This is a genomic window from Gemmatimonadota bacterium, assembly GCA_016714015.1.
In the GTDB taxonomy this organism is placed as follows: domain Bacteria; phylum Gemmatimonadota; class Gemmatimonadetes; order Gemmatimonadales; family Gemmatimonadaceae; genus Pseudogemmatithrix.
This window is the reverse complement of record JADJNZ010000001.1, coordinates 725,732-750,776: the sequence shown is the minus strand read 5'-3', so window position 1 is coordinate 750,776 and position 25,045 is coordinate 725,732. Positions and strand designations below refer to the sequence as shown.

Here is a 25,045-nt window from a genome sequence, read left to right as displayed (position 1 = left end):
AGGATCTCAGCGGGAAGGAGTCGGGATGCGGGCGATCAGCAGCACGACGATGAAGGCGAGGATGCCGAAGGCCATCGTGGCGATCGGGCCGCCGAGGAAGTGTGTGACGACGCCGAGGATCGCGGCGCCCTCGCCGGGTGCCCAGGCGAGGATCATCGACGACGCGGCGCCCTGCTCGGACATCGCCGACTCGGCGCGCGCCTTCCACAGGAAGGCCCAGGCGACGGCGAGGGCGGAGAGCCCCCAGACGCCGTACCGCATGTAGCCGATGCGTTCGAGCGCCGCGGCGTCCGGCTCGGGGAGGTTCCCCGACTGCCGCAGGAAGACCGTGAGCGCCGCGAACATGGCGACGCCGAAGATCAGCGCGATGCGGATGATGAAGAGCTGCTTCATGGGCGTGCCCGCTCGTAGACGCGCGCGCCGCCGACCCAGGTCGAGAGCACGCGCGTGGCCGGGAGCATGGCCTCCGGGACGCGCATGATGTCCTGGTCGAGCACGACGAAGTCGGCGCGCTTGCCGGCGGCGAGCGAACCGAGCTCAGCTTCCTGGAAGGCGGCGTACGCCGGCCAGAGGGTCATCGACCGGAGGGCCTCGTCGCGCGTCATGCGCTGCTCGGGGAACCAGCCGCCGGCGGGCCAGCCGCGGGCATCCTGTCGCGAGACGCTCGCCTTGAACGAGATGAGCGGATCGACGTACTCGACGGGGAAGTCGGAGCCGTTGGGGATGATCGTGCCGCTCTCGAGGAGCGAGCGCCAGGCGTACGCGCCGCGGAGCCGCGTGTCGCCGAGCCGGGTGCCGGCCCAGTACATGTCGCTCGTCTGGTGCGAGGCCTGCATCGAGGGGATCACGCCCAAGGCCGCGAAGCGCGGGATGTCGTCGGCATGGAGGATCTGCGCATGCTCGACGCGGAAGCGGTGGTCCGCGACGGGGACGGCCCGCAAGGCGGTCTCGTACGAGTCGAGCACGAGACGGTTGCCGCGGTCGCCGATGGCGTGCGTGTTGACCTGGAAGCCGGCGCGCAGCGCGCGGGTGGCGACGTCGCGGATGTGCTCGGGAGGCGAGACGAGCAACCCCGTGGTGGCCGCGTTGTCGGAGTAGGGTTCGAGCAGCGCCGCACCGCGGGAGCCGAGCGCCCCGTCCTGGTAGAGCTTGATCGAACGCACCCAGAGCGTCCCGTCGTACAGCGCGCTCTGCGGACCGCGCTTGAACCAGGCATCGATCGTCGCGGCGTCGTCGGAGATCATCGCGTAGAGGCGGATGCCGAGCGCGCCTTCGCGCCCGAGCTCCTCGTAGAGCTCGAGCACCTGCGCCGAGGCGCCGGCGTCGTGGACGCCGGTGAGGCCCCAGCGGTGCATCTCGGTGATCGCCGCCTTGATCATCTCCTTCACCTGCGCGCGCGTCGCGGCGGGGATCGCGCGCCCGACGAGGTCCTGCGCGTTGTCCACGAGCACGCCGGCCGGTTCCCCGGCCGCGTCGCGGATGATCTCGCCGCCGGTCGGGTTCGCGGTCGCCCGGGTGATGCCCGCCTTCTGGAGCGCGAGCGCGTTCACGAGCCCCGCGTGGCCATCGACGCGCGCGAGGTAGACCGGATGGTCGGGCACGGCGCGCGAGAGCGCCGCATGGGCCGGCCATCGCGTGTCGCCCCAGTCGTTCTGGTCCCAGCCGCGCCCGATGATCCACTCGCCCTTGGGCGTGGTCCTCGCCTTCTCCGCCACGCGCGCGATGACCTGCTCGTAGGAGGTCGTGCCGACGAGATCGACCGATCGCAGCGACTGCCCGAGGCCGGTCACGTGCGCGTGGGCGTCCGTCATGCCGGGGATCACGGTGCGACCCTGCAGGTCGAGGGTCTGCGTGTTGGGGCCGGTGAGCGCGCGCGCACCCGCGCGGTCACCGACGAAGACCACGCGACCGCGTCGGATGGCCATCGCGTCAACGACGGGACGCGCGCCGTCGGCCGTGTAGATGCGGCCATTGGTGACGACGAGGTCGGCCGGCGACGCCGACGGGCCCTGCGCCGCGAGCGGGAGCGCGGCGACGGCGAGGAGGGCAAGGGAGCGGAAGGCGCGCATCAGGTGGTCCGGGAGTGGGAGTGCAGCCATCGATGATCCTGCGCGGTGATGCGGTGTGGCACTAGCGCTGGCGGCTGCCGACCCAGGCCGCACGGAACGCGAGTTGCGCCGCGGTCGGCGTCCGCCCCGCATCCTCGAACGCCACCACCTCGACGTTCGGGTCCTCGCCCAGCTTCACCAGTGCCGACGTCTCGCCCGCGCGCCCGATCCACGTCAGGCGGACCGTGTCGCCGGGCTTCCGATCCCCGATCGCGGAGAGGAGATCCTGCGTGGTCGAGATCACCTTCTCGCCCACGCGCGTGATCCGTGCGCCGGCCGCGATGCCAGCGACGTACATCGGCGAGCCGATCGTCGTCGGGCCGGCGACGATGACCTCGCCCTGGGACGCCGAGAGGCGCGTGTCGCCCATCCACGCCTTCCCCGGCCGCGCGGGCCGCAGCAGGAAGCCGGCATGCTCGAGCAGCGGCGCGTAGTCCGGCAGCGCGCCGCCGACGACGTAGTCGCGGAAGAATCGCTGCGCGAACGCGCTGTCCTTCGTCACGGTCGCGAGCGCGCGCTCCGCGTCGGCGAGCGTGTAGGGCCGCGCCGGCGCAAGCGCCGCGGTCTGCGCCTTGCCGTGCCGCACCCACATCTCGCGCATGAAGTCGTCGAGCGTCACCGCCGGCGTCCGCGCGCGGAGCGTCAGGTCGAGCGCGATCCCGAGGGCCTCGCCGTAGGTGTAGTACGAGATGAACGTGTTCTGCCGGTTGTTGGGGTCGATCGAGACGGCCGCGTCGACGAACGGGGCCTGCTGCGCCATGCCGACGGCGCCGGCGAAGGTCCGCGCCGGCGAAGTGGTGAGCGTGTTGATCGCCCCGCCCAGCCGGCGGGCGTAGTCATTCGGCGTGATGAGCCCCGCGCGTGCGATGATCAGCGGGCCGAAGTAGTTCGTGAACCCCTCGGCGAGCCAGAGCTCGCCGCTCATGTTGGCCTCGGTGAAGTCGAACGGCTCGAGCGACCGCGGCCGGATGCGCTCGACGTTCCACGCGTGGAAGAACTCGTGCGAGACCGTCCCGAGGAGGCCCATCGCGTTCTGCGCGAGCGAGGCGCTCGACGTGACCGAGGTCGAGTTGCGGTGCTCCATCCCGTCGCCGGCGCAGTTGCTGCGATAGCAGGCGACGAAGGTGTAGGTGCCGAAGTCGAACGCCGGGAGCTCGCCGAAGAGCGCGGCGGCCTCCAGGACGACCTTCTTGGTCATCTCGGTGAACTGGGTGGCCTCGGACTCGGTCCCCGTGTGATCGAGCGCGAGGCGGATGGTCTGTGTCCGGCCGCCGCTCGTCACGGTCCACTCGCGCACGTCGAGCCGTCCCAGGTGCGTGGGCGAGTCCATGAAGTACTGCAGGTTGGGCGCCTTGAAGCGCTCGGGGTCGTCGGTGGGCTCGAGCTGCGTCGCGATCCGCCAGGAGGGATCCGGCCGATGGAACGTGACCTCGACGGCCCGCGTCGCCAGCGCCGGCGCGAAGGCGAACGTCGCCGGGATGTTGAGGTGCGCACGCGTCTCGTCGATCCCGGCGTAGGTACCGTCGGCGCGGTCGGCATAGAGCGTGTAGCCGAACACCACGGCTCCCTGATGCCCGGTCACGACCCACTCGTGCGGGGAGACCCGCGTGACCACCAGCGGGCGCCCGGTGAGCGTCGCCGCCTTCACCGCATAGACGTTCTTGGCGAACTCGTGCAGCGCGTAGCGTCCCGGAGAACTGCGGGCCATGCGCACACGGAGCGGGCCGGTCGGCACGGTGTGGAAGGTGACCGTCACCTCCGCCTCGCGGTGCACGGCGTTGGGGAAGCGGATGTCGTAGAGGACCGGTCGGGCGGGTGCGGCCGGCTGGGCGGCGGGAACCGGCGACGCCTGGCCTCGCACGCCGACGGGCGAGGCGACGAGCAGCAGGCCCAGGCTGACGAGCCGGACGGGGAGGGATCCGAGGTTTCGCATCGTGACCGTGACGGAGGGATGCTGGAAGTTGGCACCGACTCGTGAGAATGTGGAGTATGTCACGGCCCCGCCTCCGCCGCCTCCTCCCGGTCACCCTCCTCGTGCTCGTCGGCGCCGTAGCCTGCGGTGAGGCGCCACGCCAGGTGTCACGGCAGGTGCCAGGTGACGTGGCGGTGATCGCGCACCGCGGCGCGAGTTGGGATGCGCCTGAGCACACGTTCGCCGCCTGGGATCTCGCGCTCGAGCAAGGGGCCGACTGGCTCGAGTTCGACCTGCAACGCACGGCCGACAGCGTGCTCGTCGTGTTCCATGACGACTCACTCGACCGCGTCGCGCGCGGGCCCGCGGAGGACTGCACCGGCCCCGTCGCCGCGCACACGCTGGCGCGACTCCGCCGGTGCGACGTGGGGCGGTGGTTCAATGAACGGCATCCCGACCGGGCGCGGCCGGCGTACGACACGCTCCGCCTCGCGACGCTCGACGACGTCCTCGCCCGCTACGGCGCTCGCGCCCGACTCTACATCGAGCTCAAGGATCCCGATCGCGCCCCCGGGATGGAGCGGCAGCTGCACGCAGCGCTGGTCGCGCACGGGCTGGTCGGCGCGGGCGCCAGGCCGGGCCGGTTGCTCGTGCAGTGCTTCTTCCCCGACGGACTCGTCCGCTTCCACGCGCTCGCGCCGGAGGTCGCCTTGGTCCAACTGGTGAGCGACTCGGTCCCGGACGTCCGACTCGACTCGGCGCTCACGCAAGTGGCGCGGTACGCGAAGGCCATAGGGCCGAACCACCGGCTCGTCGACGCGCGCCTGGTCGCCGCCGCTCATGCGAAGGGCCTCGCGGTCCACCCGTATACGGTGAACGACGAGGCCCGACTCGAGACCCTGATCGATCTCGGGGTGGACGGCATCTTCACCGATCGCCCCGGCCTGCTCCGACGCCTGTTGCCGCCGCGCTGAGCGCGTCGGCAACGGCTATTCGACCTTCGCCTCCGCCACCGTCGCGATCGCCGCGGTATTGACCGCCACCTCGCCGAGTTCCGCCTGCTCGGGCAGCAAGACCGCCCGCGAGAGCCCCGCGAACTTGCCGCACTGGTGCAGGTAGTCGCTCATGCGTTGCATCGGGGCGAGGTACATCACGCCGCGGATGCGCTTGCCGCCGACGAGGTGCAGCTCCACCTCGCGCTCGCCCTGGCCGGTGACCGCCTGGCTCACGGCGTTGACGTTGTGGTCTGGGGCGGTGGCGAGCACCACGAGGTCCGCCTGCACGATCAGGTGGCCGGGCGGCTCCTGCAGCTTGGGGCGGCGCGCATCCATCATGTTCATCCAGCCGCCCTTCCGGCTCCCCAGGAAGGTCACGAGGGACATATCCTCGGCGGTATGAACGTGGCCCTCGAGCAGCGACCCATCTCGCATCACGAGATGGAGTCGCTTCTGCTCCTGCGGGCGTGAACGGGCGGTGGGTGCGGTCATGGCGGGGCCTGGAGGGAAGGGTCCAACGCCAAAGACGACTGAGCGCGGCCGGACGGCACGGGAACGCCACCAGGAGCCTTGCGGTGGCAGGGGGGAACCCCCGAGCCTTCCCCGATGCCCCCGAGCGTCCGGCGAGCGATCGCCCTCATCTCCCTCATGGCGAGCCCTGCCGTCGTCGCGGCGCAGGCGACGGAACGGCCCCTCCGGTCCGCCCCCGTCTCGGCGCTCCGATTCGAGGTCCAGCTCGCCGCCGAGGAGGCGTTCCTGCAGAGCCTGCGCGTGACCGCCAGCTTCCGCGTGGAGGGTCGTGACCCGGTGCTCCTGTCGATGCCCGCCTGGACGCCTGGCTCGTACGAGATCGCGAACTTCGCGCGGCAGGTGTCGGCATTCACCGCGCGGCAGGGAGGGCGCGAGCTGCGATGGGACAAGCTCGATCCCGACACCTGGCGGATCATCCCGTCCGGGCGCGGCGAGATCACCCTGACCTATCGCGTGAAGGCGGACACCCTCGACAACGCGCGCGCCTGGACCCGGGAGGACTTCGGCTTCTTCAACGGCACCACCGTCTTCCTCATGGTCGAGGGGCATCCGGACACGCCCGCGACGGTGCAGGTCCGCACCGAGCCGGCGTGGCGCGTCGCGACCGGGATGACCTCCGCCGCCACCCCGAACAGCTACTCCGCGCGAGACGTGCACGACCTGATGGATCATCCGTTCTTCGTCGGTCGATTCGACCTCGACAGCCTGCGCGTCGCGGAGCGGTGGATGCGGCTCGCGACCTATCCTGAAGGGTCGGTGAGCGGCGAGCGTCGTGCGCGGCTCTGGAGCGCGCTGAGCCGGAGCGTCGCACCCGTCGCCGCGGTGTTCGGCGAAGTGCCTTGGCGCAGCTACACCGTCCTTCAGGTCGCCGACTCGGGGTACGGCGGGATGGGCGCGCTCGAGCACGCCGAGAGCGAACTCGCGATCGTCGGGACCGAGTACCTGGACGAACCGTTCGTCGTCGCGATCCATGTGCACGAGATCGTGCACGCGTGGAACGTGAAGCGACTGCGTCCCGCTGACCTCACGCCGTACCACTACGAGCGCATGCAGTCGACGCCATGGCTCTGGATGAGCGAGGGGATCACCGACTACTACGCCGACCTCGCACTGGTCCGCAGCGGGCTCATCGACGAGGCGGGCTTCCTCTCCGCGACGCTCGGCAAGATCGATCACGTCGCGAACGTCCCGGAGATCGCCCTCGAGGACGCGTCGCTGCAGAGCTGGCTCGGGGTCACGGACGGCACCGCCGATCTCTACTACGACAAGGGATCGCTCGCCGGGCTCGCGCTGGACATCCTGATCCGTGATGCCTCCGACGGCGCACGCGGGCTCGATGACGTGATGCGCGAGCTGTGGACGAGCACCTGGAAGGCGGGACGCGGCTTCACCGGCGATGACTTCTGGAACGCCGTCACACGCGCGGCGGGCGGGAAGGCGTTCGGGCCGTTCGAGCAGCGGTATGTGGACGGGCGCGCGGTCTACCCGTGGCACGAGTGGCTCCCGCTCGCCGGCTGGCGCATCGTCGAGGACTCCACCCACGAGCCCCGGCTCGGCGCCCTGCTGCGCGCCGACTCGCTGGGGGTGCGCGTGCATGCGATCGACTCGCTGGGGGCGGGCGCGCGCGCCGGGCTCCGCGTGGATGACGTGATCACCGCGATCGGTGGCCGGTCCACCCTCGACCCGAGTTTCGGCGACGCGTGGCGCGACTTCTGGGGGAAGCGTCCCGGCGCGCTGATGACGCTCGAGGTGCGTCGGGGCGGCGGCACCCTGCGGATCGACGTGACGGTCGAGGTGACGACGCTGATCGACCGCCACGTCGCGCCGGTCGCGAACCCGAGCCCGCGCGCACGACGCGTGCGCGCGGGGATCCTGCGGGGGCGTGGCGCCGCGGCTACGGCGCCTGCTGGCGGCCGCTCTTGAAGCGGCGGTAGCGCTCCACCACCGCGGGGTCGCGGCGCGTGCGCGGCTCGGCGAGCACCTTCTCCACCTCGTCGATCTCGCGCGGGACGATCGCGCTCGGACGCAGCACCCCGTTCGCCGTGACGAGATAGTCGTCCTCGATGCGCACGCCGATGTCGGCGTAGCGGCGCACCGCCGCGCCGATCTTCGCCTTCACCTCGCGATTGCGTGGCGTGTCGGTGATGATGTCGAGCAGGTTGCCGCGCACGTAGAGGCCGGGCTCGATCGTGAACGCGCTACCCACCGCGAACTTCCCAGTCGTGGTGTACTGGTCGGGGTCGTGCACTAGCAGGCCGATGCCGTGGCCGAGGCCGTGCATGTAGTAGAGGCCGATCTGCGGGCAGCTGCGCGGCTGGTCGGCGGTGCCGCAGTCGTAGGTCGCGGTCGGGGACTCGATGAGTCCGAGCGCGGTGAGTCCGGCGGCGAGCGCCGCGTTGGACGAGTCGGTCATCGCGCGCGCCGGGCCGTCGACGCGGATCTGCCGCTCGGCCGCCTTGTGCGCGTCGAGGACGATGGTGTAGACATCGCGCTGTTCCTTCGTGAACCGGCCGCTGACCGGGACCGTCCGGGTGATGTCGGCCGCGTAGTTGTCGAAGTAGGCCGCCATGTCCATCACGATCACCTCGCCGGCCTGCGCGGTGCGGTCGTTGCGGTTGTAGTGCAGCGTGGTGGAGTTGGGCCCCGAGCCCACGATCGTGCCATACGACGGTCCGTCCGCCCCCTCGGCGCGCCACGCGCCCTCGGCCGCCGCCTGGAGCTCGAACTCGCCGATGCCCGGCTGCACGAGCCGGAAGGCCGCGAGGTGGCCCCGCGCACTGATCTCGCTCGCGATGCGGATCCGCTCGAGCTCCGCGGTGCTCTTCCTGCCGCGGAGCTGGAGGATCGCCCGCGAGGCCGTGCGCGAGTCCACCGTCACGCCGGCGTTCGCCTGGGCGACCGCGTCCACGAACTGGTCATGCACGGAGCGTTCCGTCATGCGGGCGCCGATGTCGCCGAGCACGTGCAGCGTCCGGCTCGTCGCCAGGAGCGAGTCGACGACGGTGCGGAGACCGGTCGCGTCGCGCCCTTCGATGCCCATCGTGCTCCGCACGCCGTCCACGCCCAGACGCGCGCCGTTCCAGACCTCCTGTGCCGGATTGCGGCCGCGCACGAAGAGGATCGTGCGGCGGGAGGCGCCCTGCTTCACCATCACGAGGGCGCCGCCCGGCTCGTCGAAACCGGTGAGATAGAAGAAGTGCGGATGCTGGTGGAACGGGATGTAGTCGGGATTGGGCTCGCCATTCCCTAGTACGAGCACCACGCCGTCGGGGAGCGCGTCAAGCAGCGCGGTGCGGCGCGCGGCGAACTCCGCCTGCGCGACCTGCGCGGTGAGCGGTCCGGCGCCGAGCGCGAGCAGCGCGAGGACGGCGCCGGTGGCGGCGAGATGACGCGCGCGCTGGCGCAGCGTGGAGGGGAGGGGTGGACGGCGCACTGGGGACTCCGGGATGGTCGCGAGGCGATCGCACGGCGATCGGACGTCCCACAAGATGGCGCGGGTCGGGGGAGTCCGCACGGGGCCAGCGGACCGGCCCCGGCCAACGTAGACTAAGGCTCGCACCCCTCACCTCAGGGAGTCACCCCACGATGTCCTGGCGCTCCGTTCGTCATGCGCTGGCGCTCACCGCGGTCCTGTCCCTCTCGGCAGCCGCCCAGCAGCGTCTCACGTCCCCCAAGGACTTCTTCGGCCACGAGATCGGCGCCGACTACGTCCTTCCCAACTACACCAGGTTCGTCGAGTACTGGCAGAAGCTCGCCGGCGAGTCCGATCGCATGGAGCTCGACACCATCGGCTTCTCCGCCGAGGGGCGTCCGCAGCTGATGGCGATCGTCTCGAGTCCGGAGAACCTTCGGAACAAGGAGAAGTACCGGCGCATCGCCGAGCAGCTCGCCCGCGCCGAGGGCATCACCTCCGCGCAGGCGGCACAGCTGGCCAAGGAAGGGAAGGGCATCGTCTGGATCGACGGCGGCCTGCACGCGACCGAGGTGCTCGGGGCGCAGCAGCTCATCGAGACCAACTGGCAGCTCGTCTCGCGCGACGACGAGGAGACGACCCGGCTCCGCAACGACCTGATCATCGTGATGGTCCACGCGAATCCGGACGGCATGGAGCTGGTGAGCAACTGGTACATGCGCGAGTCCGACCCGCGCCGTCGCAACATGAACATCCCGCGGCTCTACCAGAAGTACATCGGCCACGACAACAACCGCGACTTCTACCTCGCATCGCAGCCCGAGTCGGAGAACATGAACCGGGTGCTGTACACCGAGTGGTATCCGCAGGTGATGTACAACCATCACCAGACGGGGCCCTCGGGGACGGTGATGTTCGCGCCGCCGTTCCGCGACCCGATGAACTACAACCTGCACCCGCTCATCCGCACCGGCCTCGACATCGTCGGCAGCGCGATGCACAACCGCTTCGTGCTCGAGGACAAGGGCGGCGTCGTGATGCGCGCGACGACCGGCTACTCCACCTGGTGGAACGGCGGGCTTCGCACGACGGCCTACTTCCACAACATGATCGGGCTCCTCACCGAGACGATCGGCAACCCGACGCCGATCGAGATCCCGTTCGTCCCGAACCGCCAGCTCCCGCAGGCGGATGTCCCGCTCCCCGTGAAGCCGGGGCCGTGGAAGTTCCGCCAGTCGATCGACTACTCGGTCACGGCCAACTACGCCGTGCTCGACGTCGTGGCGCGCAACAAGGACCACTTCCTCTACAACATCTGGAAGATGGGCCATGACCAGATCGTGAAGGGCGGCACCGACAGCTGGACCGTCTGGCCGCGTCGCATCGAGGCGATCCAGAACCAGATGGCCGCCGAGAACCGCGCGCGCAACACCGGCGGCGGTGAGGGGCCGGTCGCCGGCGGTGGCTTCGCCGGCGCCGGGCAGTCGCGCTCGGGCGAGGCGGCGCAGGCGCTCTACAACACGCTGCATTCGCCGGAGCGCCGCGATCCGCGTGCGTACATCATCCCGGCCGACCAGGCGGACTTCCCCACCGCGGTGCGCTTCATCGTCGCGCTGCAGAAGAACGGCATCGACGTCGAGCGCGCCACTGCGGCGTTCTCGCACGGCGGCAAGCAGTACCCGGCGAACTCCTACGTGGTGCGCACCGCGCAGGCCTTCGGCTCGCACGTGCTCGACATGTTCGAGCCGCAGGATCATCCGGACGACTTCCGCGTGCCCGGTGGCGCGCCGACGCCGCCGTACGACAACGCCGGCTGGACGCTCGCGATGCAGATGGGCGTGAAGTTCGACCGCGTCCTCGACAACGTCACGGGCCCGCTCACGCGGATCCCGCCGCTCGAGCGCGTGAAGCCCTCGGCGGGCACCGTCGCGAGCGGCGGCACCTGGGCGCTTTCGGGCGCGACGAACGACGCGTTCATCGCCGTGAACCGCCTGCTCAAGGCCGGCGCGACCGTCTCCCGCGCCGCCGACGGCACCTGGATCATCCCGAGCAACGGGACGAGCCGTCCCATCGTCGAGCGCGCCGCGCGCGAGCTCGGGCTCAACTTCACCGCCGGAGCCGCCGCGGGCGCGACGCCGGTCAAGTCGCTCCGCGTCGCGCTCTGGGATCGCTACGGCGGCTCCATGCCGGCCGGTTGGACGCGCTTCCTGCTCGAGCAGTACGAATTCAACTTCACCGTCGTCTACGCGCAGGACATCGACGCGGGCAACCTCAACAGCAAGTACGACGCGATCGTCTTCGTCGACGGCGCGATCCCGGCGCGGCAGACCGGCGCGCCCGCAGGCGGCCGCGGCGGCTTCGGTGGCGGCGGGCCGGATACGGCCTCGCTCCCCGCCGAACTGCGTCGCACCGTCGGCAACATCTCGGCGCAGCGCTCCATCCCCGAGATCCGCAAGTTCGTCGAGAACGGCGGCATCATCATCACCATCGGCAGCTCGACGAACATCGCCGAGCATCTCGATCTCCCGCTCTCGAACCATCTCGTCGAGTCCGCGCCGAACGGTGCCCCGCGCGACCTCGGGAACACGAAGTTCTACGTGCCGGGTTCGTTGCTGGAAGTGGCGGTGGACAACAAGCAGCCGGCCACCGTCGGCATGGGCACGCGCGCGATCGTGATGTACGACAACAGCCCCGTCTTCCGGCTCGCGCCGGACGCGCTCGCGCGCGGCGTGAAGCCGTTGATGTGGTTCGACACCGCGACCCCGTTGCGCAGCGGCTGGGCGTGGGGCCAGAACTACCTCGAGGGCGGTGTGGCGGCGGCGGACGCGACGGTCGGGCGCGGCACGGTGCGCCTGATCGGTCCAGAAGCGCTCTTCCGCGCGCAGCCGGCGGGGACCTTCAAGCTGGTCTTCAACGGGCTGATCGGGGCGAACAAGCCGACGATGTAGCTCGATCGTGGTGAACGAACAGGCGGGGCGGGGGCCGAGAGGCTTCCGCCCCGCTTGGCTCGCTGCCGCGCGAGGAGAGACCCTTGATGTCCGCGGCACAGTGCGGCGCCCGTAGCGTCGGAACACGCCACGCGGCGAGCTTTCCCCGATGCATCGCGCTGGCCTCCTCCTCCTCTCGCTCGGCACGCTCGGCGTCTCCATCGCGTACGGCGCGGTGCTGCTTGGCCTCGGCGCCACGGCGGCCCCGTGGTGGCTCGCGTCGGGCACGACCGCCGTGCTCGCCGGACTCGCGTCGTTGGGCGCGGCGCGCCATGGCCGCCGGACGCCCGTCCTTGCCGCGGCGATCGCGGCGAGCTTCGTAAACGTTGCAGCCGGGTTCCTCATCCCGCTCGCGATGCCAGCACCCGACGCGACCGCGCCCCTCCTGCTCGGACTGCCGCGGCCGACGGCGATCCTGATGCTCCTCGTGCACGCGGTGCCGCTCGTGCTGCTGCCCGTCGCGTACGGCATCGCATTCGAGCGCGAGGTCCTCGACGACACGGATCTCGCGACCCTGCGGGACCGCCGATGATCGTCGCGGTCGGGATCGCGTACTTCGCCGCGTGCGCCGGGATCGGCTGGTGGGCCGCGCGCCGCACCCGCACGACCGAGGACTTCTTCGTCGCCGGGCGCAACGTGGGACTCCTCCCCTTCGCGATCGCGGCGATGGCGACCACGCTGAGCGGCTTCACCTTCATCGGCGGGCCCGGGCTGATCTACACGGTCGGCGTGACCGCGCTGTTCATCTCGCTCCCCGCCTCGCTCACCAACACCATGGGCGCGCTCGTCCTCGGCAAGCGCATGCGACTCCTCGGCGAGATGCGGCGACTCGTGACCGTCCCGGACGCGATCGGCGCGCGCTACCGGTCACGCGCGGCGCAGGGACTGAGCGCCGTCGCCATCCTCGTCGGCGTCGTCGGCTACCTCGGCACCAACGTGCTCGCGCTCGGGATCGTGGTCGACGCGCTCTTCGGCGTCGGGCTCGCGCCCGGCCTCTGGGCCGGGACCGCCGTGCTCCTCGCGTACTCCGTGGGAGGCGGGATCCTCGCCGGCATCTGGACCGATGTCTTCCAGGGGCTGCTGATGGCGCTCACGTCGACGTTCGTCTTCATCGCGGCGCTCGACGCGGGTGGCGGCCTCGCGGCCATCACGCGCGCACTGCAGTCCGCGGACCCCACGCTGATCGGCCCGTGGGGCGCGCGCGGCGCGATGGTCGCGCTCTCCTTCTTCTTCGTCTTCGGCGTCGGGTCCTTCGGGCAGCCGCATGTCGCGCACAAGTACTACATGCTCAAGGATGTGCGGCGACTCCGCTGGTACCCGCTCCTCATGACCGGCGCGATGACGCTCGCGCTCCTGCTCTTCTTCAGTGTCGGTCTCGCGGTGCGCGCGCTCGTCGCGCGCGGCGACCTTCCCCCGCTCGCGCGCCCGGACGATGCGACGCCGACCTTCCTCCTCGGGTACCTGCCGCGCGTCGTTGCGGCGCTGGTCTTCTCGGGCGTCGCCGCGGCGATCATGAGCACCGTGAGCTCGTTCCTCTCGGTGGGGGCGGCTGCGATCACGCATGACCTGCCGAAGGCCTTCGCGACGGCCCGTCCGCGTGACGACGTGCGCGCCCTCCGCGCCGGTCGGGTCTGGACCGTGCTGCTGTGCGTCGCCGGTGCCGTCCTCGCCCAGACGTCGGGTACGCTCGTGGCCTTCCTCGGGATCTTCGGCTACGGGCTCTTCGCCGCGACGACGCTTCCCGCGCTCGCGATCGGACTCAACTGGGAGGGGGCGACGCGAGAGGGCGCCATCGCCTCCATCGCCACCGGGTTGGTGCTGACCCTCGGCCTCGAGACGGCGGCCTACGCGAAGGTCTTCACTCTGCCGGCGGGGGTGACGGTCACGGGCCTGACGCTCGTCGCGTCGCTGCTGGTCTTCCTCGGGGTCTCGTTCGCCACTCGCAACCGAGCATCGGACCAGCTGGATGCCGACGTTCGCGCGGTGATGCGGTTGTAGCGAAGGGTGGGAGGCGGACGGCGAGGCCGAACGGCCTCGCCGTCCGCCTCCCACCCTTCACCCTTCATCGCAGCAAGGACTTCGCGATCGTCGACAGCTGCATGTTCGAGGTCCCCTCGTAGATCGTCCCGATCTTCGCGTCGCGATAGAACTTCTCCACCGGGTAGTCCTTCGTGTAGCCGTACCCGCCGAAGAGCTCGACGCAGAGGGACGTCACCCGCTCGCACACCTGCGACGAGAGGAGCTTCGCCATCGCCCCCGCCTGTGCGATGTCCTCGCCCGCGTCCTTGAGCCGCGCCGCGTTGTAGACCATCAGCCGCGCCGCCTCGAGTTCCGTCGCGGCCTGCGCCACCTGGAACTGGATCCCCTGGAACTCGCTGAGCGGCTTGCCGAACTGCTGCCGCTCCTTGAGGTAGGCGACGGCCGCGGTGAGCGCACCCTGCGCGATGCCGATCATCTGCGCGCCGATGCCGATGCGCCCCTCGTTCAGCGCGGCGATCGCGAGCTTGTAGCCCTGGCCGACGGTCCCGAGCACGTCCGCATCGGGGACGAAGACGTCCTCGAGGATCAGCTCGGTGGTGCTCGACGCACGGATGCCAAGCTTGTCCTCCTTCTTGCCCACGCTGAATCCCGGCGCGGTGCGCTCGACGACGAAGGCCGTGATCCCCTTGTAGCCCTTCGATGGGTCGACCGTGGCGAAGACCACGTAGAGCCCGGCCTCGGCGCCGTTCGTGATCCAGAGCTTGCGGCCGGTGAGCTTCCAGCCGCCGTCCGCCTTCGCCGCGCGGGTCTGAAGCGCGAAGGCGTCCGAGCCGCTGGATGCCTCGGAAAGCGCGTAGGCGCCGACCGTGTCGGCGCAGAGCCGCGGCATCCAGCGCGCGATCTGCTCCGGAGTCGCGGCCGAGAGGAGCGGATTGGCCACGAGCGTGTTTTGCACGTCGACCATGATCGCCGAGGCGGCGTCGACCTTCGAGATCTCCTCGACGGCGAGCGTGACCATCATGACCGAGCCACCGGCGCCGCCGTGCGCCTCGGGGGCCTGGATGCCCATGAGGCCCATCTCGAAGTAGGCCTTGATGAGGGCGGGGTCGAGCTTGGCGTCACGTTCCATCTGTTGGACGCGCGGGGCCACTTCCCCCTTCGCGAACTCGGCGACGGCGTCGCGGAAGGCGAGTTCGTCCTCGGAGAGGATGGTGAGCGCGGGGCGGGCGGTGCCGGGATCTGTCGACATCGGGGCGTGGACTGGGGGGCGGGTCGCTGGGCTTCCCGTAGTATCGGAATCTACACTTGGAGGGCAACCGTCCGGAGTCGGGGAGGGACCGAACGTGTGAGGCACCACGACCCCCACCCCTGAGCCGCCATGCGGACGCGCGAACTTCACCGAGGATCGCCGCCATCGTCGCGGCGTGCGTCGTCACGCTGACCTTCGGGAGCTCGCCAGTGTCCGCACAGGAGCGCCCGGGCGGGTCGCGTCGCCAGCCGGAACGACCAGAGACCCCACCGCTCGAACTCCCGCGGGCACCGATGGCGCAGGTGCTCGCGATCGGGGCCGTCCGCGCCGAGATCGGGCGCGAGGACGAGGCCGGACCGTACATGTTCGGTTCCATCGGCGGCATGGCGATGGGTGGCGACGGGACCCTGTACGTCTCGGACAACGCGACCAACGAGATCCGCATCTTCGACCAGGGTGGTCGCCATCTCGGTACGTTCGGTCGGCGCGGGCGCGGACCGGGCGAGTTCGTGAACCCGATAGGGCTGGTGCACGATGGCGACTCGACGCTCTTCGCACTGCAGTCCTTCCAGGGGATCACCGAGCTGAGTGCGCGAGGGGCGACCGTGCGGTACCGTCGCACCTTCGGCACCGGGGAGAGATACTCCTCCCTCTGCACGATGAACGGCCGGCTCTTCGTCTCGATCGGCGGTGATTCGGCCGTCATCCGTGAACTCGACACGGCGCGGCGCGAGATTCGCGCGTTCGGCACAGCCTTCTCGGCGTTCATCTACGGGAATCCGAATGACGCGGCCATCAAGTTGTCGCGACAGTCGGGGCCGACCCTCCTGTGCGACGGACCCCGTGCGACGCTCTACGCCATTCGAGGCGACCAGGGCCTGTTGCGCGCCTACGACCTCGACGGCCGTCAGCGCTGGGAGACGACGCTGCCGAGCTTCAAGGTGGGGATATTCGGAGCACAACCGGGCGGCGGCGCGTACGTCGCGTGGGCGATCGACTACATCGCGACCGTAATGCCGCTCGGGAGCACGCGCGTGCTCGTCCAGGTCGCGCGGCAGGACCTCGAGAGCACGCGGGGCCGCAGTCGCGCGCCGGGTGCGCTCATCACGCCCGACGTGGTCGAGACGCGCGCCTACCTCCTCGACGCGGCGACTGGGCGCATCCTCTCGCAGGCGCCGGGCGCGGGGCTCCTCACGCCACTCGCCGACACGCTCCTCGCCGAGCGGGTGACCGATCCTTGGCCGATGCTCCGGCTGCGACCGGCGCGCGTGCGAGTTCCCTGACGCGCGAGGATCAGGTGACGAGGATCGGCTCCGAGACCTCTTCCGACGGCCTGGCGAAGAGATAGCCCTGCAACAGGTCCGCGCCGAGCGCGACGAGCGCGTCCCGCTCCTCGATCGTCTCCACGCCCTCCGAGATCACCTGCATCCCGAGGTCGGCGCACAGCGTGTACATCGCGCCGACCACGCGGCGCTTCGTCTCGTGCCGGTGGATCCCCGCGACGAGCGACCGGTCGAGCTTCACGAAGTCGGGCGAGAGATGCGTGAAGCTCGCGAGTCCCGCGTACCCCGTGCCGAGGTCGTCGACGGCGAGACGGTACCCGAGGCCGCGGAGCCCGGCGACGAACGGGGCGATGTCGCCCAAGTGATCGAGCGACGCTCGCTCGGTCACCTCGAGCACGATCCGGTCGGCGAACGCCGCGAGCGGCGAGCCCTGTCCATGCAGCGACGGGTCGAGGAGGTCGTGCGGGTGCACGTTGACGAAGATGAGCAGGCCGTCGCGGATCGACGCCGCGTCGCGCGCGATCAGCGCGTAGATCGCCCGCGAGAGCTCCGTCTGCCGCCCGAGCAGGCTCGCCGCGTCGAGTAGCGTCGACGGATTGCGCATCGACCCCTCGCCCGAGCGCACGAGCGCCTCGAAGCCGAGCGTGCGCCGCTCGCGGAGCGACACGATCGGATGATAGACGATGTGCAGCAGCTCGAGCGCGCGGGTGAAGGCGGCGTTCAGCTGATCATGGTCGTGGACCGGGATGTTTCCCTGCTGCAGCGCGAACGCCTCGCGCTTGAGTCGCGCGAGTTCCGAGAGCAGCGATGCGCGGTTCACCGTCTCGACGAACTCGTCCAGGTCGACCGGCTTCAGCAGGTAGCGATGCGCGCCATGGTTCATCGCGTCGATGGCGGTGGCCAGTGTGGGGCCGCCGGTGATGAGGATCACCGGGATGTCGTCCTCGCGCTCCTTCACCATGCGGAGCAGGTCGATGCCGGTCATCCCGTCCATCATGATGTCACTCACGATGACGCTGTAGCGGTCGTCGTCGAGCGCGCGCAACGCGGCGGCTCCGCTCGCGACGGCATGCACCGAGAATCCGGCGCGCTCGAGCACGAGCGTCGACGCGCGGAGGACCGCGGGGTCGTCGTCCACGAGCAGGATGCGGCGGGAGTCGAGTGGCTTCATCGGCAGTGGGGGTGCGACAGCCTCGTCCTCCCAACATAGGTCCAGCGGCCGAATGCGAAAGGGACAACGTGACCTGGCTCACACTCGAGCGGTCACGTCGTCCCATTTCGGTGCAGCTTGTCCCATCCGGTGCGACAGCCGAGGCAGGCGCGCACCGCTCCCTCGTTGCGCGGCTCAGCGCGCGGGAACGCGATCGTAGTTGAGGATCGGCGCCAACCAGCGTTCCGCCGTCGCGACGTCCATGCCCTTCCGCGCCGCGTACTGCTCGACCTGGTCCTTCTCGATCTTCCCCACGCCGAAGTACTGTGCCTGCGGGTGCCAGAAGTAGAAGCCGCTCACCGCGGACGTCGGCAACATCGCGAAGCTCTCGGTCAGGTGCACCCCCGCGTTCCGCTCGGCGTCGAGGAGGTCGAACAGGGTGCGCTTCTCCGTGTGGTCGGGGCAGGCGGGATAGCCCGGCGCCGGCCGGATCCCCTGGTACTGCTCCTTGATGATCGCCGCGTTGTCCAGGTGCTCATTCGGGGCATAGCCCCACAGCTCACGCCGCACGCGTTCGTGCAGCCGCTCCGCGAAGGCCTCGGCCAGCCGGTCGGCGAGCGCCTTGAGCATGATCGACGAGTAGTCGTCGTGCACCGCCTCGAAGGCCGCCACCCGCTCGTCGAGTCCGATGCCCGTGGTCACGACGAACGCACCGAGCCAGTCGGTGAGGCCGGAGTCCCTGGACGCGACGAAGTCGGCGAGCGCGAAGTTCGGTCCCGCGTTCTTCACCATCTGCTGGCGGATGGTGTGCACGACCACGTCCGCCTGCTGTCCGCCGCCTCCCGCCTTCTGCACGAGGATGTCCTCGTGCCCATCGGAGTTGGCCTTGAAGAACCCCACGACGGCCCGCGCATGCAGCCACTTCTCGTCGACGATCCGCCGGAGCATCGCCTGCGCGTCCTTCCAGAGGTTGCGCGCGGCCTCGCCCACGACGGCGTCCTCAAGGATCGCGGGATAGGCTCCTGCGAGCTCCCAGGTCTGGAAGAACGGCGTCCAGTCGATGCGCGGAACGAGCTCCTCGAGCGGGAAGTCGTCGAAGACGCGGACGCCCTCGAAGCTCGGCGTCGGCGGCACGAGTCCATCGTAGGAGATGACCGGCCGGTTCGCGCGCGCCTGCTCGAGTGTCTGGCGCTTCACCTCCTTCTGCCGTGCCGCCCGCGCCACGCGCACCTCCTCGTACTCGGTGCGGATGTCGGCGACGAACTGCTCCTTGAGCCCGTCGGAGAGCAGCGACCCGGCGACACCCACCGCGCGGGAGGCGTCGAGCACGTGCACCACCGGCCCCGAGTAGTTGGGGGCGATCTTGACCGCCGTGTGCACCTTCGACGTGGTCGCGCCGCCGATCAGCAGCGGGATCGTCCACCCCTCGCGCTCCAACTCGCTCGCGAAGAACGCCATCTCCTCGAGCGACGGGGTGATGAGCCCCGAGAGTCCGATCAGGTCGACGCGGTGCTCCCGTGCCGCCTCGAGGATCTTCCCAGGCGGGACCATCACGCCCAGGTCGATCACCTCGTAGTTGTTGCACTGCAGCACGACGCCCACGATGTTCTTGCCGATGTCGTGCACGTCGCCCTTCACCGTGGCCATGAGCACCTTCCCCTTCGCCCGCGAGTCGGCGTTGGCGAGCTTCTCCGCCTCGATGTAGGGGATGAGGTGCGCGACCGAGCGCTTCATCACGCGCGCCGACTTCACGACCTGGGGGAGGAACATCTTCCCTGCGCCGAAGAGGTCGCCGACGACGTTCATGCCCTGCATGAGCGGCCCCTCGATCACCTCGATGGGGCGGTCATACAGGTGCCGCGCCTCCTCGGTGTCCTCCACGACGAAGTCGGCGATGCCGTACACGAGCGCGTGCACGAGCCGCTCCGTGACCGGAGCCTCGCGCCAGCTCAGGTCCGCCTTCTTCTTCTGCGCCTGGCCCTTGGCGTCGTCGGCCACCGCGAGCAGCCGCTCGGTGGCGTCCGGACGGCGCGCGAGGACCACGTCCTCGACCCGCTCGCGCAGGTCGGCGGGGATGTCCTCGTAGAGCACCAGCGCACCGGCGTTCACGATGCCCATGTCCATGCCGGCCTTCACGGCATGGTACAGGAACACCGAGTGGATCGCCTCGCGCACCGGGTTGTTGCCGCGGAACGAGAACGAGACGTTGCTCACGCCGCCGGAGATGCGGGCGTGCGGGCACCGTTCCTTGATCCGGCGGGTCGCCTCGATGAAGGCGAGCGCGTACGCATCGTGCTCCTCGATCCCCGTCGCGATCGCGAAGATGTTCGGGTCGAAGATGATGTCCTCGGGCGGGAACCCGACCTGCTCGGTGAGGATCCGGTAGGCCCGCTCGCAGATGGCGACCTTCCGCTCCACCGTGTCGGCCTGGCCCTGCTCGTCGAACGCCATGACGATCACGGCTGCGCCGTAACGCCGGACAAGCGTCGCCTGACGCACGAACTCGGCCTCGCCTTCCTTCATCGAGATCGAGTTCACGATCCCCTTGCCCTGCACACAGCGCAGGCCCGCCTCGATCACCTTCCACTTGGACGAGTCGATCATGAGCGGGACCTTGGAGATCCCCGGCTCGCTCGCGACGAGGTTCAGGAAGCGCGTCATCGCCGCCTCGGCGTCGAGCATGCCCTCGTCCATGTTCACGTCGATCACCACGGCGCCGGCGTCGACCTGCTGCCGCGCGACCTCGAGCGCCTGGTCGTAGTGCCCGCCGAGGATCAGCTCCGCGAACTTCTTCGACCCGGTCACGTTCGTGCGCTCGCCGACGTTCACGAAGTTCGAGTCGGGGCCGATGACCAGCGGCTCGAGGCCGCTCAGGCGGAGGCGCTTCGGGATCTCCGGGATCCGCCGCGGCGGCAACGGCCGCACCGCCTCGGCGATCGCCCGGATATGCGCCGGCGTCGTGCCGCAACAGCCGCCGACCACGTTCACCAGGCCGGACTCCGCGAACTCGCGCAGGATCGACGACGTGTAGTCCGGCGTCTCGTCGTAGCCGCCCATCTCGTTGGGCAGGCCCGCGTTGGGGTGCACCGTCACGTAGCAGTCCGCGACGCGCGAGAGCTCCTGCACGTAGGCGCGCAGGTCCTTCGCGCCGAGGGCGCAGTTGAGGCCGACGGAGAACGGCTTCGCGTGCATCACCGAGTTCCAGAAGGCTTCGGTGGTCTGGCCGGTGAGCGTGCGCCCCGAGGCGTCGGTGATGGTGCCGGAGATCATCACCGGCACGCGCATCCCGCGCGCCTCGAACACCTGCTCGACGGCGAAGATCGCGCCCTTCGCGTTGAGCGTGTCGAAGATCGTCTCGATGAGGACGATGTCGGCGCCGCCGTCGAGGAGCCCTTCGGTGGCCTCGACGTACGCCTCCACCAGCTCGGTGAAGACGACGTTGCGCGCCCCGGGGTCGTTCACGTCAGGGGAGAGCGAGGCCGTGCGATTGAGGGGGCCCAGCACGCCGGCGACCCAACGCGGGCGGCCATCCTTCGACTCGAACTCGTCGCAGATCGTGCGGGCGAGGCGGGCGCCTTCGACGTTGAGCTCGCGCACGATCGCCTGCATCCCATAGTCGGCCATCGAGATACGCGTCGAATTGAACGTCGCCGTCTCGATGATGTCCGCACCCGCCTCGAGGTACTGGCGGTGGATGCCGCCGACCACGTCGGGTCGCGTGAGGATCAGGAGGTCGTTGTTCCCCTTCAGGTCGCGCGCCCAGTCCTTGAACCGCTCGCCGCGATAGTCGGCCTCCTTGAGGCCGTGGGTCTGCACCATCGTCCCCATGGCGCCATCGATGATGAGCAGGCGCCTGGTGACCTCGTCGTGAAGCGCCGCGATGCGCTGCGCCCGCGTGAACCCCGTCATGTGCGTTCTCCCAGCTGGTTTCCGCCCGCTGCCCTCGTGCTCGGCCGGAGGCCGAGCACATGACACAGGGCGTACGTCAGGTCCGCCCGGTTGAGCGTGTAGAAGTGGAACTCGGTCACGCCGGCGCGCTCAAGCTGCTGGCACTGCTCGGCCGCGACCGTCGCGGCGACGAGCTTGCGGGTCTCGGGATCGTTCTCGAGCCCGTCGAACATCCGCGCGAACTCGCGCGGGATGCTTGCGCCGGTCTGCTTCGCGAACTTCGCCATCTGGGTGAAGTTCGTCACGGGCATGATCCCCGGGACGATCGGCACGGTGATCCCCGCCTTCCGTGCGCGGTCGAGGAATCGCAGGTAGGTCCAGTTGTCGAAGAAGAACTGCGTGATCGCGCGCGTCGCGCCGGCGTCGATCTTCCGCTTGAGGTTGTCGAGGTCGGCATCGGGCGAGGTGGCATCGGGATGCACCTCGGGATACGCGGCGACCGAGATCTCGAAGTCGTGGCGCTTCCGGAGCCCCGCGATCAGCTCCGATGCGTAGCGGTACCCGTCCGGCGCCGGATGCGTGCGCCCCTCGAGCAGGTCGCCGCGCAGGGCCACGATGTGCCGCACGCCCACGCTCCAGTAGTCGTCGGCGACCGCATCGATCTCCGCGCGCGTCGCGGCCACGCAGGTCAGGTGCGCCGCCGGCACCAGTGACGTCTCTTCCCTGATCCGGTGCACCGTGTGGTGCGTCCGCTCGCGCGTCGAACCGCCGGCCCCGTACGTGACGGAGACGAAGCGCGGCTGCAGCGGGGCGAGGCGCGTGATCGACTTCCACAACGTCTCCTCCATCTCCGCCGTCTTGGGCGGGAAGAACTCGAAGGAGACCTGGAACGGGACCGGCAGGACGAGTGAGCTCACGGCAGCTCCTGGAAAAGACAAAGCCCGGGGGCGTCGAGGCGCACCGGGCTGGCGCTTTAGCTGGTTGTTTAACGTGGCCGCAATTTGCCTCGAAATCGCCACGGATCGGTTGTAGGCTTTAACCTATCATCCGGATGAACGGATGGCAAGGTCCCGGATCGCAGCGGCCCCGACTCCTGCGATCTCCACCACCTTCGACCGCGACGACTCACCCGTCACGATCCGGATCAGGCGCCGCGGCACGCCGAGCGCCTCGGCCAACACCTCCACCACCGCCTCGTTCGCCGCCCCGTCCACCGGCGGGGCGTTCACGCGCACCTTGAGTGCGTCCCCATGCACCCCCTCGACGCCGGTTCTGCTCGAGCGCGGTTGCACGCGGACCGCGAAGCGCACAGCCCCATCGCGTTCGGTGACGGGGAAGTGGCTCACAGGATGCTCAGAAACGCGCTCTGCACGATCGAGAGGAGGAACCAGGCGAGCATCGGCGAGAAGTCGATGCCGCTGGTCGTCGGGAGCGCGCGCCGCAGCGGCCCGAGGAACCATTCGGTGAGCCGGAAGGCGAGTCGCCCTGCCGCCGAGTAGGCGCCGCCGATCCATGACGTCACGATGCGGACGAGGAGCGCGATCTGCAGCACGCCGAAGCTGGCACGCACCACCAGCACGAGCATCCCGCGAGGACCGGCGTTCGCCGCGAGGTAGGTCGTGAGGAGCGCGTCACGGACGAAGCCGACCAGGAAGATGAGCGTGGCGCAGGCCATGAGCAGCAGCAGCAGGGCCCACCACGGCACGTTCGCCCCGATGATCCCGTGGCGCGCGAGACGCCGGTCGACCGGCGTCAGGATCGGCTCGACGGCGCGGCGCGTGAACCGGGCCAGGCCACCGAAGGGGTTCACCTTCCGCGCGCGGACGGCCCACGCGAGGGCGGCGAGCACGGCGCCGATCGCGAGGAGCGCCGCCGAGCCCGAACGCACGACGTCGAGCAGGATGTCGAGCAGCGCGATGAGCGCGCGCATCAGCGGCGCCCCTTCTTCGCGAAGACGAGGGCGAGCGTGCCAGCGAGCCCGCTCAGGCGCTCACCGATGCTCCCGCCGTGCGCGAAGCGCTGGTATGCGCGCACCCGCTCAAGATGCGCGGGGCCGTAGCCGAACCACCACGGCTGGTGCCAGGTGGGGAACAGGTCGTCGACGATCGGCGTCGACTTCACGCAGTCCTCCAGCCCCTCGCGCCCGTGCATCCGCCCCACGCCACTCGACTTCACGCCGCCATACGGAACGTCGGCCATGCCCACCACCGCGAGCGCGTCATTGAGCAGAACCGTCCCGGTCTCCAAGCGCTTCGCCACCGCCAGACCGCGCGCCCGGTCGGTCGTCCATACGCTCCCCGAGAGCCCGTACGAGGAGGCGTTCGCGCGCGCGATCGCCTCGTCGGCATCGCGCACCTTTATCACCGGCAGCAGCGGACCGAACGTCTCCTCGGTCAGCACGCGCATCGAGTCGTTCACGTCGACGAGCATCGTCGGCGGGAAGAACTCGCCTGCGGTCGGCGCGCTCGCCTGCGCGGCGATGCGCGCGCCCTTCGCCACGGCGTCCTCGCACTGCGCCCGGATCGTCGCCACCGCCTGCGGCCGGATGAGCGGACCCACCTCGTTCAGCGGATCGGCGCCCGGCCCGACCTTGAGCGCCTGCACCGCGGCTGCCATCTCCACGACGAACCGGTCGTAGACCGGCGCCTCCACATAGATGCGCTTGGGCGCGACGCAGGTCTGCCCCGCGTTCGAGAAGCGCGTCCAGGCGAGCCCATCGGCCGTGTAGCGGAGGTCGGCATCGCTCAGCACGATCGCCGCATCGCTCCCGCCGAGCTCGAGCGAGCAGGGGATGAGCTGCTCGGCGCAGGCGACCGCGACCGCGCGTCCCGCGGCGGCACCGCCGGTGAACATCATCTTGTCCACGCCACCGCGCGTGAGGGCGGCCCCGGTGACGCCGTCCCCCTGGATCACCTGCAGCACGCCCTCGGGGAGCCCGGCCTCGCGGAGCAGGTCCTCGAGGATCGCGCCCGACGCGGGCGTGAACTCGCTCGGCTTCACGAGCACCGCGTTGCCGCAGGCGATCATCGGGAGTGCGCACGAGGTCGGGAGGAAGAACGGGTAGTTCCACGGCGCGATGATGCCGACGACGCCCAGCGGCTTGCGCTCGATGCGGACGCGCTTGCGCCACATCGTCATGCCGGCGACGCCGCGCGGTCGCGCGCGGAGGAATCGCGGCACCTCGTTCGCGACCCAGGCGGCGAAGTCGAGGGCGACGGTGACGTCGGCGCCGGTGGCATCGACGAGGGGCTTCCCCGATTCGCGCGTGATGATGCGCGAGACCTCCTCGCTGCGCCGGAGGAGGACCGCACGGAAGCGGTCGATCACCTGCACGCGCTCGGCTGGCGACTGGGCGGCCCATCCGGGCTGGGCCGCGCGCGCCTTGGCGACGGCGGCGGCGACGCCCGCCGCGTCGACCGAGTCCCAGCGCTTCCAGACCTCGCCGGTGGTGGGGTCGCGCGACTCGACGGGGCGGCGAGGCGAGGGGGGCACAGGGGGGTGGCTCATTGTCCTGAAATGTGACACCCCACCCCCTCAGCGGGTACTAGAT

Annotated in this window: 18 protein-coding genes and 1 riboswitch; of the genes, 6 read left to right on the top strand and 12 right to left on the bottom strand. The window is 70.1% G+C overall.

The window, feature by feature from the left end; translation table 11 throughout:
- Positions 1-6: 6 nt before the first annotated feature.
- The 3 genes from IPJ78_03190 to IPJ78_03180 all read right to left on the bottom strand — a co-directional run bounded on the left by IPJ78_03190 (position 7) and on the right by IPJ78_03180 (position 4,041).
- Positions 7-393: a hypothetical protein gene (locus IPJ78_03190; GenBank protein ID MBK7905546.1), complete on the bottom strand. Its 387-nt coding sequence runs from the start codon at positions 391-393 to the stop codon at positions 7-9.
- Positions 390-2,069 carry an amidohydrolase gene (locus IPJ78_03185; protein MBK7905545.1) on the bottom strand — a complete coding sequence of 560 codons (1,680 nt, stop codon included), beginning with the start codon at positions 2,067-2,069 and terminating at the stop codon, positions 390-392. Before IPJ78_03185 ends, IPJ78_03190 begins: the two co-directional genes overlap by 4 nt.
- Before the next feature lie 61 nt (positions 2,070-2,130).
- Positions 2,131-4,041 (bottom strand): M61 family metallopeptidase, encoded by a 1,911-nt coding sequence (locus tag IPJ78_03180; GenBank protein MBK7905544.1) that lies wholly within the window; start codon positions 4,039-4,041, stop codon positions 2,131-2,133.
- A gap of 56 nt (positions 4,042-4,097) precedes the next feature.
- Here IPJ78_03180 and IPJ78_03175 point away from each other — a divergent pair, with 56 nt between their 5' ends.
- A complete protein-coding gene (locus IPJ78_03175) occupies positions 4,098-4,994 on the top strand; it encodes a glycerophosphodiester phosphodiesterase (GenBank protein MBK7905543.1) in 897 nt (298 codons plus the stop codon).
- A 15-nt stretch (positions 4,995-5,009) separates the two neighbouring features.
- Here the strand turns inward: IPJ78_03175 and IPJ78_03170 are convergent, their stop codons facing one another.
- Positions 5,010-5,507, bottom strand: a complete 498-nt coding sequence (locus IPJ78_03170) for a hypothetical protein (GenBank protein ID MBK7905542.1) — start codon at positions 5,505-5,507, stop codon at positions 5,010-5,012.
- 114 nt (positions 5,508-5,621) lie between these two features.
- Between IPJ78_03170 and IPJ78_03165 the strand changes: the two genes are divergently transcribed.
- Complete coding sequence (locus tag IPJ78_03165; GenBank protein ID MBK7905541.1) at positions 5,622-7,469, top strand: M61 family metallopeptidase; 1,848 nt, start codon at positions 5,622-5,624, stop codon at positions 7,467-7,469.
- On the opposite strand, the gene IPJ78_03160 is transcribed toward IPJ78_03165, so the two are convergent.
- Positions 7,441-8,979 (bottom strand): aminopeptidase P family protein, encoded by a 1,539-nt coding sequence (locus IPJ78_03160; GenBank protein ID MBK7905540.1) that lies wholly within the window; start codon positions 8,977-8,979, stop codon positions 7,441-7,443. The two genes, IPJ78_03165 and IPJ78_03160, sit on opposite strands and share 29 nt — an antisense overlap.
- Before the next feature lie 152 nt (positions 8,980-9,131).
- Here IPJ78_03160 and IPJ78_03155 point away from each other — a divergent pair, with 152 nt between their 5' ends.
- From IPJ78_03155 to IPJ78_03145, 3 genes are all read left to right on the top strand, one after another.
- Complete coding sequence (locus IPJ78_03155) at positions 9,132-11,906, top strand: peptidase (protein MBK7905539.1); 2,775 nt, start codon at positions 9,132-9,134, stop codon at positions 11,904-11,906.
- A 148-nt stretch (positions 11,907-12,054) separates the two neighbouring features.
- On the top strand, positions 12,055-12,477 hold the full coding sequence (locus IPJ78_03150) for a hypothetical protein (protein ID MBK7905538.1): 423 nt from the start codon (positions 12,055-12,057) through the stop codon (positions 12,475-12,477).
- Complete coding sequence (locus IPJ78_03145) at positions 12,474-13,943, top strand: sodium/proline symporter (GenBank protein MBK7905537.1); 1,470 nt, start codon at positions 12,474-12,476, stop codon at positions 13,941-13,943. Before IPJ78_03150 ends, IPJ78_03145 begins: the two co-directional genes overlap by 4 nt.
- A gap of 64 nt (positions 13,944-14,007) precedes the next feature.
- Here the strand turns inward: IPJ78_03145 and IPJ78_03140 are convergent, their stop codons facing one another.
- Positions 14,008-15,174, bottom strand: a complete 1,167-nt coding sequence (locus tag IPJ78_03140) for an acyl-CoA dehydrogenase family protein (protein MBK7905536.1) — start codon at positions 15,172-15,174, stop codon at positions 14,008-14,010.
- Positions 15,175-15,383: 209 nt separating this feature from the next.
- Between IPJ78_03140 and IPJ78_03135 the strand changes: the two genes are divergently transcribed.
- Complete coding sequence (locus tag IPJ78_03135; GenBank protein MBK7905535.1) at positions 15,384-16,457, top strand: hypothetical protein; 1,074 nt, start codon at positions 15,384-15,386, stop codon at positions 16,455-16,457.
- 10 nt (positions 16,458-16,467) lie between these two features.
- Here the strand turns inward: IPJ78_03135 and IPJ78_03130 are convergent, their stop codons facing one another.
- From IPJ78_03130 to IPJ78_03105, 6 genes are all read right to left on the bottom strand, one after another.
- Positions 16,468-17,628, bottom strand: coding sequence for an EAL domain-containing response regulator (locus tag IPJ78_03130; GenBank protein ID MBK7905534.1), 1,161 nt, complete (start codon positions 17,626-17,628; stop codon positions 16,468-16,470).
- Positions 17,629-17,802: 174 nt separating this feature from the next.
- On the bottom strand, positions 17,803-21,516 hold the full coding sequence (metH, locus tag IPJ78_03125) for a methionine synthase (protein ID MBK7905533.1): 3,714 nt from the start codon (positions 21,514-21,516) through the stop codon (positions 17,803-17,805).
- Positions 21,513-22,343, bottom strand: a complete 831-nt coding sequence (metF, locus tag IPJ78_03120) for a methylenetetrahydrofolate reductase [NAD(P)H] (protein ID MBK7905532.1) — start codon at positions 22,341-22,343, stop codon at positions 21,513-21,515. Before metF ends, metH begins: the two co-directional genes overlap by 4 nt.
- Before the next feature lie 105 nt (positions 22,344-22,448).
- Positions 22,449-22,524, bottom strand: a riboswitch (SAM riboswitch).
- Positions 22,525-22,538: 14 nt separating this feature from the next.
- Positions 22,539-22,955 (bottom strand): DUF167 domain-containing protein, encoded by a 417-nt coding sequence (locus IPJ78_03115; protein MBK7905531.1) that lies wholly within the window; start codon positions 22,953-22,955, stop codon positions 22,539-22,541.
- Positions 22,838-23,425, bottom strand: a complete 588-nt coding sequence (locus tag IPJ78_03110) for a YggT family protein (protein MBK7905530.1) — start codon at positions 23,423-23,425, stop codon at positions 22,838-22,840. The genes IPJ78_03115 and IPJ78_03110 overlap by 118 nt, the downstream gene beginning before the upstream one ends.
- Complete coding sequence (locus IPJ78_03105; protein ID MBK7905529.1) at positions 23,425-25,002, bottom strand: aldehyde dehydrogenase family protein; 1,578 nt, start codon at positions 25,000-25,002, stop codon at positions 23,425-23,427. The genes IPJ78_03110 and IPJ78_03105 overlap by 1 nt, the downstream gene beginning before the upstream one ends.
- Positions 25,003-25,045: the final 43 nt, after the last annotated feature.